This window comes from Dermacoccus sp. GAS27A, assembly GCF_044909235.1.
Lineage (GTDB): Bacteria > Actinomycetota > Actinomycetes > Actinomycetales > Dermatophilaceae > Dermacoccus > Dermacoccus nishinomiyaensis.
Genome location: NZ_JBIYDW010000002.1, coordinates 142,115 through 157,419, shown reverse-complemented (window position 1 = coordinate 157,419; position 15,305 = coordinate 142,115). Strand labels below are relative to the sequence as shown.

General features: G+C 68.8%; 17 protein-coding genes. 7 read left to right on the top strand and 10 right to left on the bottom strand.

What is annotated here, in order from left to right:
- Positions 1–55: 55 nt before the first annotated feature.
- Both ABH936_RS02695 and ABH936_RS02690 read right to left on the bottom strand, forming a co-directional pair.
- Positions 56–634 carry a TerD family protein gene (locus ABH936_RS02695; RefSeq protein ID WP_038566204.1) on the bottom strand — a complete coding sequence of 193 codons (579 nt, stop codon included), beginning with the start codon at positions 632–634 and terminating at the stop codon, positions 56–58.
- Between the two features lie 66 nt (positions 635–700).
- Positions 701–1,285 (bottom strand): TerD family protein, encoded by a 585-nt coding sequence (locus ABH936_RS02690; protein WP_038566207.1) that lies wholly within the window; start codon positions 1,283–1,285, stop codon positions 701–703.
- A gap of 163 nt (positions 1,286–1,448) precedes the next feature.
- Here ABH936_RS02690 and ABH936_RS02685 point away from each other — a divergent pair, with 163 nt between their 5' ends.
- Genes ABH936_RS02685 through ABH936_RS02675 form a run of 3 tightly spaced genes read left to right on the top strand, consistent with a single transcriptional unit; the run spans position 1,449 to position 3,320 of the window.
- Entirely contained in the window at positions 1,449–1,913 is a 465-nt protein-coding gene (locus ABH936_RS02685) for a hypothetical protein (protein WP_235181972.1), read from the top strand.
- The gene (locus ABH936_RS02680) at positions 1,906–2,451 is read left to right on the top strand and encodes a TerD family protein (RefSeq protein ID WP_006944616.1); all 546 of its coding nucleotides are present in this window, start codon (positions 1,906–1,908) and stop codon (positions 2,449–2,451) included. Before ABH936_RS02685 ends, ABH936_RS02680 begins: the two co-directional genes overlap by 8 nt.
- The gene (locus ABH936_RS02675) at positions 2,448–3,320 is read left to right on the top strand and encodes a hypothetical protein (RefSeq protein WP_404602545.1); all 873 of its coding nucleotides are present in this window, start codon (positions 2,448–2,450) and stop codon (positions 3,318–3,320) included. Before ABH936_RS02680 ends, ABH936_RS02675 begins: the two co-directional genes overlap by 4 nt.
- A 50-nt stretch (positions 3,321–3,370) precedes the next feature.
- On the opposite strand, the gene ABH936_RS02670 is transcribed toward ABH936_RS02675, so the two are convergent.
- Positions 3,371–4,510, bottom strand: a complete 1,140-nt coding sequence (locus tag ABH936_RS02670; RefSeq protein WP_062256915.1) for a DUF475 domain-containing protein — start codon at positions 4,508–4,510, stop codon at positions 3,371–3,373.
- A 245-nt stretch (positions 4,511–4,755) separates the two neighbouring features.
- On the opposite strand from ABH936_RS02670, the gene ABH936_RS02665 reads away from it, so the two are divergent.
- From ABH936_RS02665 to ABH936_RS02650, 4 genes are all read left to right on the top strand, one after another.
- Complete coding sequence (locus ABH936_RS02665; protein ID WP_006944600.1) at positions 4,756–5,952, top strand: toxic anion resistance protein; 1,197 nt, start codon at positions 4,756–4,758, stop codon at positions 5,950–5,952.
- Between the two features lie 36 nt (positions 5,953–5,988).
- A complete protein-coding gene (locus tag ABH936_RS02660) occupies positions 5,989–6,429 on the top strand; it encodes a hypothetical protein (protein WP_006944815.1) in 441 nt (146 codons plus the stop codon).
- Complete coding sequence (locus ABH936_RS02655) at positions 6,422–6,964, top strand: TerD family protein (protein ID WP_074039998.1); 543 nt, start codon at positions 6,422–6,424, stop codon at positions 6,962–6,964. Before ABH936_RS02660 ends, ABH936_RS02655 begins: the two co-directional genes overlap by 8 nt.
- A gap of 122 nt (positions 6,965–7,086) precedes the next feature.
- The gene (locus tag ABH936_RS02650; RefSeq protein WP_074040001.1) at positions 7,087–7,818 is read left to right on the top strand and encodes a hypothetical protein; all 732 of its coding nucleotides are present in this window, start codon (positions 7,087–7,089) and stop codon (positions 7,816–7,818) included.
- A 149-nt stretch (positions 7,819–7,967) separates the two neighbouring features.
- Here the strand turns inward: ABH936_RS02650 and ABH936_RS02645 are convergent, their stop codons facing one another.
- The 7 genes from ABH936_RS02645 to ABH936_RS02615 all read right to left on the bottom strand — a co-directional run bounded on the left by ABH936_RS02645 (position 7,968) and on the right by ABH936_RS02615 (position 15,282).
- Positions 7,968–8,789 (bottom strand): ATP-binding cassette domain-containing protein, encoded by an 822-nt coding sequence (locus ABH936_RS02645; RefSeq protein WP_074040002.1) that lies wholly within the window; start codon positions 8,787–8,789, stop codon positions 7,968–7,970.
- Positions 8,790–9,031: 242 nt separating this feature from the next.
- Positions 9,032–10,111 carry an ABC transporter permease gene (locus ABH936_RS02640; RefSeq protein ID WP_006944611.1) on the bottom strand — a complete coding sequence of 360 codons (1,080 nt, stop codon included), beginning with the start codon at positions 10,109–10,111 and terminating at the stop codon, positions 9,032–9,034.
- Between the two features lie 115 nt (positions 10,112–10,226).
- Positions 10,227–10,445: a biotin/lipoyl-binding carrier protein gene (locus ABH936_RS02635; RefSeq protein WP_006944789.1), complete on the bottom strand. Its 219-nt coding sequence runs from the start codon at positions 10,443–10,445 to the stop codon at positions 10,227–10,229.
- Positions 10,446–10,471: 26 nt separating this feature from the next.
- Positions 10,472–11,779: an alpha/beta hydrolase gene (locus ABH936_RS02630; RefSeq protein WP_404602540.1), complete on the bottom strand. Its 1,308-nt coding sequence runs from the start codon at positions 11,777–11,779 to the stop codon at positions 10,472–10,474.
- Positions 11,780–11,980: 201 nt separating this feature from the next.
- A complete protein-coding gene (locus ABH936_RS02625) occupies positions 11,981–12,961 on the bottom strand; it encodes a sugar ABC transporter substrate-binding protein (protein WP_200874223.1) in 981 nt (326 codons plus the stop codon).
- 204 nt (positions 12,962–13,165) lie between these two features.
- Positions 13,166–14,542, bottom strand: coding sequence for a glycosyltransferase 87 family protein (locus ABH936_RS02620; RefSeq protein ID WP_051805415.1), 1,377 nt, complete (start codon positions 14,540–14,542; stop codon positions 13,166–13,168).
- An 8-nt stretch (positions 14,543–14,550) separates the two neighbouring features.
- Positions 14,551–15,282: a putative glycolipid-binding domain-containing protein gene (locus ABH936_RS02615; RefSeq protein WP_081873517.1), complete on the bottom strand. Its 732-nt coding sequence runs from the start codon at positions 15,280–15,282 to the stop codon at positions 14,551–14,553.
- Between the last annotated feature and the right edge of the window lie 23 nt (positions 15,283–15,305).

Genomic DNA, 15,305 nt, shown 5'->3' with positions numbered 1-15,305 from the left:
CGTGTGAGGGGTGAGGGCCCGAAGGCCCTCACCCCTCACACGTCGCAGGAACTGCTCAGCCGACGTTGACGCCGAAGTCGCGCGCGATGCCCGCGAGACCGTCGGCGTAGCCCTGGCCGACGGCGCGGAACTTCCACTCGCCGTTGTTGCGGTAGACCTCGCCGAAGATCATCGCCGTCTCGGTCGAGGCATCTTCCGTCAGGTCATAGCGCGCGAGCTCGGCGCCGTCAGCACGGTTGACGACGCGGATGAACGCGTTCGCCACCTGCCCGAAGCTCTGCCCGCGCTGCGGCGCCTCGTAGATCGACACCGCGACGACGACGCGCTCGACGTTCTGCGAGAGCGTCGACAGGTCGACGTTGATCGACTCGTCGTCGCCCTCACCCTCACCGGTGAGGTTGTCACCGGTGTGCTCGACGGCGCCGTCAGGGCTGCGGAGGTTGTTGAAGAAGACGAAGTGCTGGTCGTCGATGACGCGGCCGTCAGCACCGAGCAGCAGCGCCGAGGCGTCGAGGTCGAAGTCGGCGCCGGTCGTGGTGCGCACGTCCCAGCCGAGGCCGACCGTGATGGCCTGCAGGGACGGGGCCATCTTCGTCAGGGAGACATTGCCACCCTTGGAGAGCGAAACACCCATGAGATTTCTCCTCGTTCGATGTGAGTCGTACGGATCGTGCGTCGAGATCGAGCCGGACGCGACGCGTCAGCCGACGTTGACGCCGAAGTCGCGCGCGATGCCCCCAAGGCCGTTCGAGTAGCCCTGGCCGACGGCGCGGAACTTCCACTCGTCGTTGTTGCGGTAGACCTCGCCGAAGATCATCGCCGTCTCGGTCGAGGCGTCCTCCGTCAGGTCGTAGCGCGCGAGCTCCGAGCCGCCAGCCGCGTTCATCACACGCATGAACGCGTTGCGCACCTGCCCGAAGGTCTGCTGGCGCGTCTCCGCATCGTAGATCGACACCGCGACGACGACCCGGTCAGCCTGCGGCGGCAGGCCCGACAGGCCGATCTTGATCTGCTCGTCGTCACCCTCGCCCTCACCGGTGAGGTTGTCACCGGTGTGCTGGACGGTGCCGTCCGGGCTCGCGAGGTTGCCGTAGAAGACGAAGAAACCGTCGTCGATGACCTTGCCCGACGCGTCGACGACGATCGCCGAACCGTCGAGGTCGAATTCCGTGCCCGTCGTCGTCCGCGCGTCCCATCCGAGACCCACGACGACGTCGGTGAGACCGGCGGGCCCGGCCTCCTTGGTGAGTGAGACGTTTCCGCCCTTGGCGAGGCTGACAGCCATGACTGCTCCTTGATCACCTGATGCTCCGGTGGCCGTGACCAGCGTGACGCAGGTCTCGGCCCTTGCTCGTGACACTACCAACGCACGAGACGCTGCGAAGGTTGCAGCAGTACGCTCTGTGCGAACACTCGAACGCACCGACGAAGCCAGGGAGGCAGTGACGATGGGCTTGTTCGATCGGCTGGGCGAGCGCGCAGCGTCTTCAGCAGCCCCAGCGGCCCCATCCGCCCCCGAGCCCGGCTCGGTGGAGGCGATCGCCGCCGGCAACGTCACGCTGCTGCAGTTCCTGCGCCGCGAATCCGGCCGGATCCCCAACCGCGCCTACGTCCTCGCGCGCACCATCGCCCAGCACCTCGACGACGTCGTCGCGGACCCGTCGGCTCACCTGCTCGACGTCGGCTCCCGCATCACCCTCGAACGCATGGCGACGACCCACCTGCCCGACACGATCAACGCCTACCTCGCAGCCCGCACCATGCCCGACGCCGACGAACTCCTCGTCGAACAGCTCGCGACGCTCGAGGTCGCCGCGTCCAAGGCCGCCGCGCGCTCCATCGAAGCGGCGCGCGACGCGTTCCTCATCCAGGGCAGCTTCCTCGAGGACAAGTACGGTTCGTTCCATGTCTGATCTCGTCCCCGGCGCCAACGTCTCACTGCGCGAGGTCCCCGGCCTGCGCCTGCTGCGCATCAGCCTCGAATGGGACGCCGGACGCGAGAACGTCCTCGACGAACGTCTCGGCGTCGCCGCGCTCCCCCTCGTCGACGAGAAACTGCCCGGACGCAGCCACGTCGTGTTCGGCAACCAACCCACCTCACCCGAACAGTCGACCCGCCTCGGCGCCTCGAACGGCGTCGTCGAGATCGACCTCGACGCCGTCCCCGCCGACGTCGGGCGCGTCGCCGTCATCGTCTTCATCCACCCGCGCCCCGGCGCCGCGCGCCGCTCCCTGTCGCAGCTGCGCTCGCTGCGCGCCGTCGTCACCGACGCGGAGAAGGGCACGCCCATCACCCGCTCCGTCGACCTCGCCAAGAGCGCCGGCAACGTCACCGCGCTCATCGCCGTCGAGGTGTACCGCCGCGGCAGTGAGTGGAAGGTCAAGGTCAACGGCCAGGGCTTCGACGGAGGACTCGACGCGGGCCTCGCGCAGTTCGGCCTGCCGGCATGAGTGACGGCTTCCTGCGTCCGCCCTCGGCGGGCGGCCCGGGCAGGCCGGACAGCCCGACGCTCGCGCCGCCCGGGATCTCCGCGCCACCATCGACCCCGGGCCCATCGACCCCGGGCCCGGCGTCCGCGGCGGGGCAGGCGCAGCCCGCCGCCTCGCCGAGCGCGTCCTCGCCGACGACGAGTGGCCCGCGTCCTTGGCTGTGGGTCCACACCGCGCGACCCAACCCTCTCGAGGCGCCGTCCGCGACGCCGGTGAGCACGCCGTCAACACCGGCCACGACGGGCGCCCCTGCCGTCAGCCCGCCGGCGGCGGGCCACCGTTCCACGTCGGCCGGCACCCCGCCCGGGCCTGCCAGCGCCTCCCGCACGCCGGCGTCGTTCCCGCCCGCGCGCGTGTGCCACGACGCACCTCGCGGCCTCGAGATGACAGGCGGGACGACGACGCAGCTCGACGGCGCGATCACCCTCGACCGTCTCGCCTCCGGTTACGGTGCCCTGACGATCTCGTGGTCGCACACCGGCGAGGGCCGCGATCTTCTCGCACTCGTCGACGGCTCCACCGTCGACCCGCGCGGCGACGAGTTCGTCATCGACCTGCTCCCCGGCCTCGACCGCATCCTCATCTGCACGGGCACCGCGCGCGGCGTCGAGCTGCCCGCGTCGAGCATCATCGTGGCGAACGGTTCGACGCGCGTCGAGTGCCGACTGCCCGCAGGCACGAGTTACGGCGTCTGGCCCCGCCTCAGCCTCGTCGGGGTCGACGAGTTCGTCGTCCTGCTCGACGAGCACGACCCCAGCTCCGGCGACCTCGGGCCCGTGGCCGCTGCGTACGGCCACGATGCGGCGACGTTCGTGCGTGCGGGACGCTGACGGCCACCCGTCCCCATCAGGACGAGTGGCCGCGCGCTGTTCGTGAGGGCTCAGCCGCCCAGGTGCTCGACCTGACCGCCGGCCGCCTCGATGCGCTTGTTGCGCACCAGAGAGCTGAGGTAAGCAGTGCCGATGAAGCCGACACCGATGAGCCCGGTGACGACCTCCGGCACCTCGTGCTTGATGCTGATGAGCAGGATCGCGGCCAGCGCTCCGATGGCCCACATCGCGCCGTGCTCGAGGTAGGCGTAATCGTCGAGCGTGCCCTGACGCACGAGGTACACCGTCAGCGACCGGATCCACATCGCCCCGACGCCGAGGCCGAGCGCGATGATGAAGATGTCCTGGCTGATGGCGAACGCGCCGATGACACCGTCGAACGAGAACGACGCGTCGAGCACCTCGAGGTACATGAACAGGAAGAACGCCGCCTTGCCCGCCGTGGTGCCGACACCCTTCGACGCGGGTGCCTGCGCCGCAGTGTCGCCGGCCTTAGTGGCGACGCTGCGCTCAGCGTCGTCATCGCCTGCCGCAGCGTCGTCGTCATCCTCGCCCTGGCTCTCGAACAGGTCACCGAGACCGCCGACGAGCAGGTACGTCATGAGGCCGAGGATGCCGGAGAACAGGACGGTGCCGGGCTCCTTCGCGAGCGTCTGCGACACGACGGCGAGCACGAGCAGCGCGACGACGACGGAGAGCTGATCGAGCTTGCCGATCTTGGCGAGGGGACGCTCGATGGGGCGCAGCCACTGCAGGTCGCGCTTCTCGAAGACGAAGTCGAGGAACAGCATCAGCAGGAACATGCCGCCGAACGCGGCGATGCTCGGGTGCGCATCGTGGAGCATGTGCGCGTATGTGCCGGGGGTCTCCTGGTCGCCGCCCTTGATGGCCAGGTCGATGGCCTCCATCGGCCCGACGTGACCCGTCAGGCACACGATGAGCAGGGGGAAGACCAGGCGCATGCCGAAGACGGCGATGAGGATGCCGACCGTCAGGAAGATTTTCTGCCAGAAGGCGTTCATCCGTTTGAGGATGGTCGCGTTGACGACGGCATTGTCGAAGCTCAGGGAGACCTCGAGCACGATGAGGATGGCGACGATGGCGAGGCCGGAGGGCCCACCGATCAGGAAGCCGCCGACCAGGCCGGCGATCGTGATGGCGGCGGACCATCCGAACGTCTTGAGGAGCATGAGGATCCGTTTCCGAAGGGGACGCGCCCGGCGACATCGGCACGGGCTGCGGGGTCATCGCTCAGCCTAGCCGCGCAGCGACGGGGAACGTCCGCGGCACGACGGAGCACCACCGTGTTTCACGTGAAACTTGGCGCCGCAGAGCCGGACGGGGAACGTTCCCCGGGCCTCAGCGCGTTGTCACCGGCGTGGACTAGGCTCGACGCAACCGAGATGTCTTGGCCGCGTGACCAAGGAGGAGCACGATGACGAACCCTGAACCCCAGCCCATGCTCGCCCCGCCGAAACCGGTCGACGTGGTCGAGCCCGAGAAGGCTGCGGCGATGGTGCCGATCGACGAGCAGCACAAGCAGCTCGCCGTCACGGAGGCGACGCAGACCGTCGCGAGGTTCGAGGAGATCGACCCCAACGACCCGGCGTTCCGCGCGCGGCTCAAGGAGATCACCAACATGGGCCGCGAGGAGTCCATGAAGGCTGCGCAGGTGAGCAACTCGATCCTGCAGCGCCCCTCCCTCGCCGGCAAGGACAGCGCCCAGAACAAGGTCGGCAACACCCTCGCCGAGCTGCGTCAGACGGTCACCGACCTCGACCCGCACCGCGCCGACCTCAAGGGTGCGAAGAAGCTGCTCAAGTGGATGCCGGGCGGCGACAAGGTCGACCGCTACTTCATGAAGTACCAGTCGAGCCAGACCCACCTCAACGCCATCATCGCCGCGCTCGAATCGGGCCAGGACGACCTGCGCAAGGACAACGCCGGCATCCAGCTCGAGCAGACGCGCCTGTGGGAGTCGCTCATCCGCCTGCGCGACCTCGACGAGAAGATGACGCAGCTCGACGCCGCCATCGAGCAGCGCGTCGCCGAGCTCGGCGCCCGCGGTGAGACGGAGAAGGCCGACGCGATGAAGTCGCAGGTGCTCTTCACCGTCCGCCAGCGCCGTCAGGACCTCGCGACGGAGATCGCCGTCGCCACGCAGGGCTACATGTCGCTCGGGCTCGTCCTGCAGAACAACGACCAGCTCATCACGGCCGTCGACCGTGCCAAGTCGACGACGGTCGCCGCGCTCTACACGGCCGTCATCGTCTCCGAGGCGCTGGCGCGTCAGAAGCTCGTGCTCGACCAGATCAACGCCCTGCGCTCGACCACGTCGAACATGATCGAGTCGACGTCGCAGCAGCTGCGTCAGCAGGGCGCCGAGATCAACGCGAAGTCGACCGAGTCGCTCGTCGAGGTGCAGAAGCTCGAGAACGCGTTCACCAACGTCTTCGCGACGATGGACGCGATCGACTCCTACCGCAGCGCCGCGACGGACTCGATGGCCGCGACCATCACGTCCCTGCAGACGCAGATCAAGCGTGCAGAGCCGTACATGGAGCGCGCCCGCAAGCAGCAGCTCGAGAGCAACGAGAACATGCGCGGCCAGCTGCCCGGCGGGCCCGCCTGAGCCTCGTGACGCACCGCTTCGCAGGAAGGATCTGACGTGGGGTGGTTCTCGCGCGACGACGCGCGCCAGCAGCAGCCCAGCGGGCCGACTCCGGGCACCGTCGAAGCCGTCGAGGCGGCGCTGCACCCGTACGTGCGGTGGCTGCGTTCCCTCGGCGCGCAGGTGCCCGGGCGAGCGATGGTGCTGTGCCGTCTCATCGGAGACCACCTCGAGGACGTCGTCGCCGACCCGTCGGCGCGCCTGCTCGACGTGCAGACCCTCGTGACGCTGGAGCGCACCGCGAGCGCCCACGTGCCCGACACGATCAACGCCTACCTCGCGGCGCGCGGCGTCGCCGGGGCGCAGGACATGCTGATCCAGCAGCTCACGACGATCGAGCACGTCGCCTCGTCCGCGGCGCGCCGTTCGATCGACAACGCCCGCGACGCCCTGGAGATCCAGGGCGCGTTCTTGGAGGAGAAGTTCGGCCATGGCTGACGAATCCCGCGCGCCCGGCACCGGCGCCTCACTCGACGGCGTCCGCATCGTCTCGCTCGACGTGCGCTGGAACACCGGCGCGCAGACCGCGCTGGGCGACCGCCTCGGCATCGCCGCGATGCCGCTCGTGCGCGACCGCGTCGAGAGCCGCGAGCACGTCGTGCACTCCAACCAGCCGGCCACCCCCGACGAGACGACGCGCCTCGGTATCTCCGACGGCGTCGTCGAGGTCGACCTCGCGGCAGCCCCCGCGGACGTCGAGCGCATCGTCGTCCTCGCGTTCGTTCAGCCGCGCGCCAACGCCCCGAAGCGCACCCTCGACGAGGTGAGCAGCCTCGACGTCAGCGTGCGTGACGACGCCACGGGTCGCGAGATCACGCGCTCGGGCAACCTCGCGTCAGCGGCGGGGCCTGTGTCGGCGCTCGTCGTCGCGGAGGTCGTGCGAGGGGATGCCGGGTGGCGTGTCGAGTTCACCGGCCGCGGCTACGACGCCGGCCTCGACGCCGCGATGCAGCAGGCCGGGAGCCGGCTGTGACGCTGCAGCCATCGCCCGGTTACGGCTCCGGGCAGGGGGATTCGTCGCCCACTCCATCGTCGGGGGACGCCTTCTCACTTCCCGTAGGCACCGATGGCTACGCGCAGGATCAGCCAGACCGGGTGCAGCCCCCGACGCCGGCGCCGCTGCCTGCGGACGCACCGGAGGATGCGCCGTCCGAGCGCGGTGTGCCGGATTCGCAGCTCGGCAACCCCGATGGTGCCTGGCTGCGCGTTCTCGCGCGGCAGACGAGCCCGTCGGTGACGGACATGGCCCCGTCCACGGGCGAGCAGGGCGTCGCGGTGGGGCAAGGCGGCGAAGCGCCCGCTCCGAGCGGGCGGGTCGAGGTCGTGCCGGCACGTCGACGCCCGTCTCCGCCGCCGCTGGGCGTCAGCGTCGTCGGTGGGCGCACGGTGAAGCTGCACCGCGTCGCCGCGCTCGACCGGCTTGCCTCGGGCGTCGGCTACCTGACGGTCGAATGGCTCGTGCGTCGGCGTGGTCTCGACCTGCTCGCGCTGCAGGACGGCTCGAGCGTCACCCCACGCGGCAACACGCTGACGATCGACATGACGCAGCCGATGAACCGCGTGCTCATCGCCACGGGGACCCAGGGCACCATGCCGCTGCCGCCGTCGGAGATGCGGGTGAGCAATGGTTCGACGCAGGTCATCGTCCCGATCGATGGGGGCACGAGCCTCGGCGTCTGGCCGCGCCTGACACTGACGCGCGTCGACGAGTTCGTCGTCATCCGCCACGAGCACGACCCGCTGTCCGGTGTGCTCGGGGCCGTCGCGTCGGCGTATGGCTACGACGAGCGCTCGTTCGCCATCACGCACACGCACCTGTTGGGCTGACGTCCGCCGCGCTCGCCTAGAGGCCGCGTCGCCGGCCCACGCGCACCTTCCACGGCTGAGGGCCGAAACCCTGCAATGCAGAGTTTCGGCCCTCAACTCGTCTCGTGAGAGCTGCGATCCCGCAGCGCGCGGTCTCGGCTCCGAAGGAATCAGTCGACGTCGATCGGTGACGCGGCCACCTTCGGCGCGTCGTCGTGGCGCAGTTCGTGCTCGAGCGCCTCGAGTTCGCTCACGCCGGCCATCTGCGCCGTCAGCTCGTCGAGGCCGATCTCGCGCTTCGACGCATCGAGCGTCACGCGGCCGAGCTTCAGGACGACGAAGTGGTCGCCGACCAGGTAGGCGTGGTGCGGGTTGTGCGTGATGAGCACGACGCCGAGGCCGGCGTCACGCGCCGCCATGATGTATTTCAGAACGACGCCGGATTGCTTGACGCCGAGCGCGGCCGTCGGCTCGTCGAGGATGATGACCTTGGCGCCGAAGTAGATGGCTCGGGCGATGGCGAGACACTGCTTCTGCCCGCCCGAGAGGCCACCGACGGGACGGTCGAGGTCGGGCACCGCGATGCCCATCTTCGTCAGTTCCTCGTCGCAGACGGCCTTCATGCGCTTGATGTCGAGCGCTCCGAACGGGCCCTTCGTCAACTCGTTGCCGAGGAAGAAGTTGCGCCACACCGACTGCAGCGGCGCGAGCGCGAGATCCTGGTACACCGTCGCGATACCGGACGAGAGCGACTGGCGCGGTGACGAGAAGTGGCGCACCTCGCCGTCGACGACCATCTCGCCGCTCGTGTAGTCGTGCAGGCCCGACATGATCTTGATGAGCGTCGACTTGCCGGCACCGTTGTCACCGAGCACGCACGTCACCTCGCCGGGTCGGACGGTGAGGTCGACGCCACGCAGGGCGTCGACGTTGCCGTAGGCCTTGCCGACGTCGACGAGCTGGACGATGGCGGTGTCATCGTGGGAGTTCACGCCGGTGGCGCCCCTCGTCTCGCCCGCGCTGTCCGTGCCCGAGGAGGCCGTTTCACGTGAAACATCAACCGCGGGGGACGCGGTGCGCTCAGCCGACGCTGTTCGGGTCTCTTCGGCCGCCTCGCGTCGGGGGGCAGCGTCATCCGGCATCACCGACTGCGTCGCGCCAGCAGTGTCACCCGTGCCCGGCCTTCCCGTTGCGCCCGGGCGGCGGCGGCCGTCGTCACCGGTCTTGATGCGGATCATCGGGCGTCCGCCTTTCGCTTGACGTAGGTGTTGAGGAGCACGGCGGCGAGCAGCATGACGCCGAGGAACGTCTTGAACCAGTCGGGGTTCCAGCCGGCGTAGTTGATGCCGAGCTGCGTCATGCCGAACATGAGCGCACCGAAGCTCGCACCGACCGCGGAGCCGTAGCCGCCCGTCAGCAGACAGCCACCGACGACAGCCGCGATGATGTAGATGAACTCGTTGCCGATGCCCTCACCGGACTGCACCTGGTTGAACGCGAACAGCAGGTGCATGCCCGACAGCCAGGCGCAGAACCCGACGAACATGTAGAGCCCGACGCGCACCTTCCACACGGGCACACCGACGGCGCGGGCCGCTTTCTCGTCGTCGCCGATGGCGAAGATCCAGTTGCCGACCTTGGTGCGCAGCAGCACGAAGGCGGCGATGATCGTCAGGACGATCCAGAACAGCACCGGGATCTTGAGGTTGACCGGCCCGATCTTCATCGAGGCCGCGAAGAATGCGTGCGCGGAGTCGAAACCGGCCATGTCGGAGATGTCGTTGCTCGCGACGCCACCCGTGACGGAGCGCGTCACGCCGAGGTTGACGCCCTGCAGGACGAAGAACGTCGCGAGCGTGATGAGGAAGCTCGGCAAACCGCTGCGGTTGAGCATGAACCCGTTGAGCGCACCGATGGCGAGCGCGATGAGCAGGCTCAAGCCCACTGCGGCCCACACGTGGAAGTTGAAGTACCAGGCGAGAAGCGACGCCGACAGCCCCGCCGTCGTCACCGCGACACCGGCCGACAGGTCGAACTCGCCCGCCACCATGAGCAGCGCGACGGGCACGGCCATGATGCCGATCGTCGCGGACTGGTACAGGATCGTGCCGGTGTTCGCCATGTGACGGAACGGCTCGGCGACGAGGAGGAAGAACACGGCGATCGCGAGAACCCCGAACAGGGCACCGATCTCGGGGCGTGACAGGTAGCGCGCGAGGACGTTGCGGTTGCGGACGCGGTCGTCCGCTGAGCTGGCGGGCGCGGGCGTCGCCGGTGACGAACTCGGCTCGCTCGACGTGGCAGGAGTCGACACGCGAGGCTCCCTTTCGAGTGTGCGGGCAGGCGAAGGGGTACCTTCACCGTCCTTCATGGTAGAGGACAGGTGTATCGAACCGATACATTTCCCGACCGCGCCGCGCGGCGCTCGCTCACTGAAGGACGACGAGGACGTCGCCCTCCTGCACGACGTCACCGGGCTGGACCCGGATCTCGACGACGGTGCCCGGCTCCTCGGGGACGACGGGGATCTCCATCTTCATCGACTCGAGCAGGACGAGTTCATCACCGGCCTCGACGCGCTGGCCGACGCTCACCGCGATGGAGTGGACGTTCGCGACGAGGTCGGATGCGATGTGTTGTGTGCCCATGCCAGCATCGTGGCAGAGGCGCGCTGTTACCCGCGCGTTCGCGGCGTCAAGCCGACGAGGCCGTTCGTCGAACCCGTGACGGGATGGGTGAGCGCACGGTGACGGCCCGTCAGTGGACTTGCCGACGGTTGCATCTGCGACGAGGGCGCTGACGGCGAACTGGACGGCGACGGCGACGCCGACTGCTGTGACGTCGAACCCGCCGAGGCTGCGAACATGGGGAACGTCTTGCCCATCCACGTGAAGACGTCGGGGAACGTGCTCTGCCACACGCCGACGCGGTGGCCTGCGTGAGGCAGATCGACCTGGGTGACGTCGTACGCCGTCGCCGCCTTGATGAACGACTCGCTGGAGGCGCCGGACAGCTTGTCCGCGCCCGAGACGAGCACCCACAGCGACTGCGGGTGCGGGTTCTTCTTGACCTGCGCGATGAGGTCGTAGCGCTCGGGAACCTTGCCCTTGAACGGGTTCCACGTGTCGAACTGCGGCGAGTAGTACCCACCGAGGCTCGCGCCTCCCGCGTACCGGTCGGGATGCAGGATCGTCGCCATCGACGAGCACCAGCCTCCGGCCGAGACGCCGATCGTCGTCCACGCCTCACGGCTGGCCTGGGCGCGGAAGTTCTTCGTGATGTAGTCGGGCACCATCGACGTCAACCACGTCTCCATGTTGAGGCCGCCGCCGTCGACGCACTCGGTGTCGATGCCACCCGGCATCTCCTGCGGCACGATGATGATGGCGTCGCGCATCGCGCCGCGGCTCACCGCGTCACGCAGCGAGGCGTCGAGGTGGAACACGCGCTGGTAGTCGAGGGTGCCGCCCGGGATGCCGTGGAAGGCCTCGATGACGGGGTACGTCCGCTTCGTGTCGCTCGTATACGACGGCGGCAACCACACCATGACACGGCCGATGTCGTTGCCCTGCATACGAATACCGGGCACGTTGATGTTGATCCACTGCCCCGTCGCGGACGGCTTGAGGTGAAGGCCGGCCTCGTAGCGAGCGCGCTGGGCGGCGTACTTCGAGTCGGCGGCGGCGTCGCTCTCCTGCGCCTGCTGCGCCGCCTCGCTCTTCTGCTCCTGCGTGCGGGCCTGGCCGTGCGTATGCTGCTCGATCGTGGGCGGCGTCCCGGTGACGGCGGCCTGCACGTCCTGCCAGGACGAGTACCACCCGTACTTCGCGTTGAGCGTCACGACGGCGGCGAGCACGAGGACGAACGTGCTCGTCAGCATGCCACCAAGCCGCATCGCAATGTGCTTGAGCGACTTCGTGCCGAACGCATGGCCCCGCAGCGCCACGAACAGCGTGATGAGCAAGCCCAGAATCCAGATCATGACCGCGAACGTCATGCTGTCCGGCTCGATCATCTCCCCGCCCTTCCCGTAGGGCACCTCGCGGTTCGAGGCACCATCGACGGACCCTCCCCAGGCCCAACGCTCAGCGCATCACACTCAGGTGAGTGCCAGCTGTGCCACCGCCGAACCAGAGGTGCACGCGCGATGTGCTGGGAACGAAGAGCCGGGGCCGGGCAGGGCTCAGCGGCGGCCGGACTTGGCGTACTTCTCGACGTCGGCGACGTTCGACTTGTCGATGAACGCGGGCCCGGTGAGCACGGGTTCGCCACCGCCGACGATGTTGCCGTTGTTCTTGCGCAGCCACAGCGAGTCGACCGCGAGGTATCCCTGCAGGTACGGCTGCTGGTCGACCGCCCACTGGATCGTGCCCGCCTTGATCGCGCCGAGCACCTCGTTGCTCGTGTCGAACGTGTAGACCTTGGCGTCCGAGCTCGCGTCCTTGACCGACTTCGTCGCCGCCATCGCGTACGGGCCGCCGAGGCCGAGGACGGCATCGATCGTCTTGTCCTGCTGCAGCTTGCTCGTGATCGCACTCTGCACGCTCGGCATGTCCGTGCCGTTGACGTAGATGTTCTCCGTCGCGTCGAACTTGCTCTTGACGCCCGCACAGCGATCCATGTGGCCGACGTTGCCCTGCTCGTGGATGACGCACAGCACCTTCTTGGCGCCGCCGCTCTTGAGCTTGTCGCCTGCCGCCTCGCCGGCGATCTTCTCGTCCTGGCCGAAGTAGCTCTCGACGCCCATCTTCTTCCAGTCGTCCAGGCCGCCGTTGAGCGCGACGACGGGGATGCCCGCCTTCTTCGCCGCCTCCACGGAGCCCTTCATGGCATCCGGCTTCGCGAGCGTCAGGGCGATGCCGTCGACCTTCTTGTCGACGGCCTGCTGCACGAGGTTCGACTGCTTCGAACCGTCCGGGTCGGAGGTGTACTCGAGCTTGACGTTGTCCTTCGCCGCCGCATCCTCGGCGCCCTTGCGCACGATGTCCCAGAACGTGTCACCCGGGCCCGAGTGCGTGACGAGAGCGACCGTCATCGTCGGAGTGTTCGCGTGACCGGCGTTGTTCGACGCCTCCTCGACCGCCTTGCGCCCACCCGTGGAACTGCACGCGGCGAGCGAGGTGGCGAGCACGGCGACACTCGCCATCGTCAGGGACTTGCGCATGTGGATGATCCTTCTCCGGGGCGCCGACGGCGCGGACGTGACTATCAGCGTCCATTGTGCCCCACCTGATGTCTCGGTTCGATACATCGCGGGTCGGCGGGGTGCCTGTGTCGGCGGTGGGGCGTGGGTGCCCGGTGGGCCAGGGCGCTGTCAGGATGGCGGGTAACTCACGCGTCGGCAGGCAACTGCGCGCCTACCTGTGAGTTACTCGCCACCTCGTGGGGCGAAAGGTGCGGCGTCACGCTCTCGCCGGCACCCACGGGCGTCGAGGAGCGCCCACACGATCCACAGCGCTCCGGCAACGACGTACGTGTTGCCCAAGACCTTCTGGACGAGGCTCCACGACAACTCGGCGTCCTCGTAGTGAGGTGGCCACCACGTCGAGCGCGAGACGAAGACGAACAGCCACACCATGAGGAGCGCACCCGTGGCGACGGCCCAGCCGGGCGCCCGCTCGGCGGCACCGATGCCCCGCGCGTCGCCATGGTCTACGTCATCGGCCGCATGCTCGCCATTTCCCCCGCGCGCACCCCGGAGCTGACGGGCGAGCGCCGCCACGAGCACCAGAGCGGCCGGCCACGCCCAGACCCAGTGATGGCTCCACGAGATCGGCGACATCGCGAGCATCCCGAACGACGCGGCGATCACCGACTCGAGTTCACGACCGCGACGGTGGAGGTAGGAAGCCGCGACGAGCGCCGCCAGACCCGCCAGCGCCTGCGCCACGAGGACGACGGCGTGCGGCAGAGGCTCACCGGCCCACCGCGGCAGCACCCCGGTGAGGGCCTGATTACCGGCGAAGAAGGCCGAACCCACGCGCGACGGATCGCGCACCGCATCCGTCCAGAAGACCGCCGCGCCATGCGGATTGAACAAGAACCCCACCGCGACGGTGGCGGCGAACGTCGCGCACACCGTCGCCGCAGCCCGGAACTGCCGCGTGAACACCAGATAGGCGACGAAGAACAGCGGCGTCAGCTTCAACCCCGCAGCCAGACCGACCATGACACCGCGCGCACGATGACGGCCCGTCAGATCGAGCAGACACAACGCCAGCACGATGAGGTTGACCTGCCCGAACGAGAACGTCGCCCACACCGGCTCGAATGCGATCGCCAGCACGCCGACCGGGATGAACCACCACCGCATCCCTCGGCCACGACGCCCGAGGCGGGACGCGGCGGACAGCGCGCGCCGCGTGACGAGCATGAGCGCGGCGCACGACGTCGCCGTCACGAGCGTGGCTGCCACGGGGAACGGCAGGTGCCCGAGCGGCGCCATCACCATCGCGCCGAAGGGCGGGTACGTGAACGGCAACGACGCGACGGGGTACTGCTGGTCGTAGAGGTCGGGCGAGAACGCGTGCCGAGCCCCCAGGAGATAGACGCGCAGATCGATGAGCCACGTGTCCGGATCTTGCGCGGCCAGCTTGTGCAGGATGAACGCGGTGACGGCTGCGATGGCGAGCAGCGCCCCGGCCACAAGCGCGGCCCCGGAGCGCATCCGGGTGCGACGGTCGCTGGAGCTGGCCTCGGCCGGCGGCTCAGAATGCACCGGATCGCGAGCCGGGGGTTCGACCATGGTTCTCGTCATGGGACGTCGACGCGCGCGGCGAGATCGGGGTAGGTGAGCACGAGACCATGATCGTCGACGGTGAGGTCGACGCTGACGTCGCGCGTCGCCGAGCGGTAGTGCACGACCGAGAACACACGCGGGTCGAGCACCGTCATCGCCTCCGTCAGCGCCTGCGGACCCGACGAGTACACCTGCGGCGACGGCATGACGGCGAGATCCGGAAGGCGCACCCACGCCGTCGTGATCGACCGTTCTCCGACGCCGGCAGCGTCGACCCCGAGACGACGGATCGGCATCGTGTTCGTCACCGGGCAGCCGCCGAGGTCAACGTCGACGGCGTCGCTGAGGAGCAGTTCCATGCCGTCCTCCATGCCGAGCGGGGCCAGCCAACCGGGCGCGTCGCCCGACCCGTCACCCTCCCAGCGCCACAGCGAGCGAGCTCCGTCGTCACGGCGCCAGAGGTTGAGGTGGCGTTGCCACACCGGCTCCCGCCAGCCGCCCTCGTCTGCTGTTTCACGTGAAACGTCGTCTGTTTCCGGTGAAACAGGCGCGTAGCCCTCGGCGTCGAGCGTCACGAACTTCGTGCGCCAGAGTGAATCCACGACGAGATCCCACTGCACGCGCCACGTCTCCGTCGACTGCCGGCCGGTCGCGACGAACCCGCCTTCCTCGGCGAAGTCGATCGACGCCACGTCAAGACGCGTCTCGTCGTCGAGGCCCTGCCACGCCACGTCCACTGCCGTCATGGCACCAGCTTGTCAGGCACGCC

Excerpts from the sequence above, each read along its gene's own strand:
- ABH936_RS02665 (WP_006944600.1), top strand. The coding sequence starts at position 4,756 with ATGACGAACCCTGAACCCCAGCCCATGCTCGCCCCGCCGAAACCGGTC.
- ABH936_RS02630 (WP_404602540.1), bottom strand. The coding sequence starts at position 11,779 with ATGATCTGGATTCTGGGCTTGCTCATCACGCTGTTCGTGGCGCTGCGG.
- ABH936_RS02625 (WP_200874223.1), bottom strand. The coding sequence starts at position 12,961 with ATGCGCAAGTCCCTGACGATGGCGAGTGTCGCCGTGCTCGCCACCTCG.
- ABH936_RS02685 (WP_235181972.1), top strand. The coding sequence starts at position 1,449 with ATGGGCTTGTTCGATCGGCTGGGCGAGCGCGCAGCGTCTTCAGCAGCC.
- ABH936_RS02675 (WP_404602545.1), top strand. The coding sequence starts at position 2,448 with ATGAGTGACGGCTTCCTGCGTCCGCCCTCGGCGGGCGGCCCGGGCAGG.
- ABH936_RS02635 (WP_006944789.1), bottom strand. The coding sequence starts at position 10,445 with ATGGGCACACAACACATCGCATCCGACCTCGTCGCGAACGTCCACTCC.
- ABH936_RS02615 (WP_081873517.1), bottom strand. The coding sequence starts at position 15,282 with ATGACGGCAGTGGACGTGGCGTGGCAGGGCCTCGACGACGAGACGCGT.
- ABH936_RS02620 (WP_051805415.1), bottom strand. The coding sequence starts at position 14,542 with ATGGTCGAACCCCCGGCTCGCGATCCGGTGCATTCTGAGCCGCCGGCC.
- ABH936_RS02680 (WP_006944616.1), top strand. The coding sequence starts at position 1,906 with ATGTCTGATCTCGTCCCCGGCGCCAACGTCTCACTGCGCGAGGTCCCC.
- ABH936_RS02695 (WP_038566204.1), bottom strand. The coding sequence starts at position 634 with ATGGGTGTTTCGCTCTCCAAGGGTGGCAATGTCTCCCTGACGAAGATG.
- ABH936_RS02690 (WP_038566207.1), bottom strand. The coding sequence starts at position 1,285 with ATGGCTGTCAGCCTCGCCAAGGGCGGAAACGTCTCACTCACCAAGGAG.
- ABH936_RS02670 (WP_062256915.1), bottom strand. The coding sequence starts at position 4,510 with ATGCTCCTCAAGACGTTCGGATGGTCCGCCGCCATCACGATCGCCGGC.
- ABH936_RS02655 (WP_074039998.1), top strand. The coding sequence starts at position 6,422 with ATGGCTGACGAATCCCGCGCGCCCGGCACCGGCGCCTCACTCGACGGC.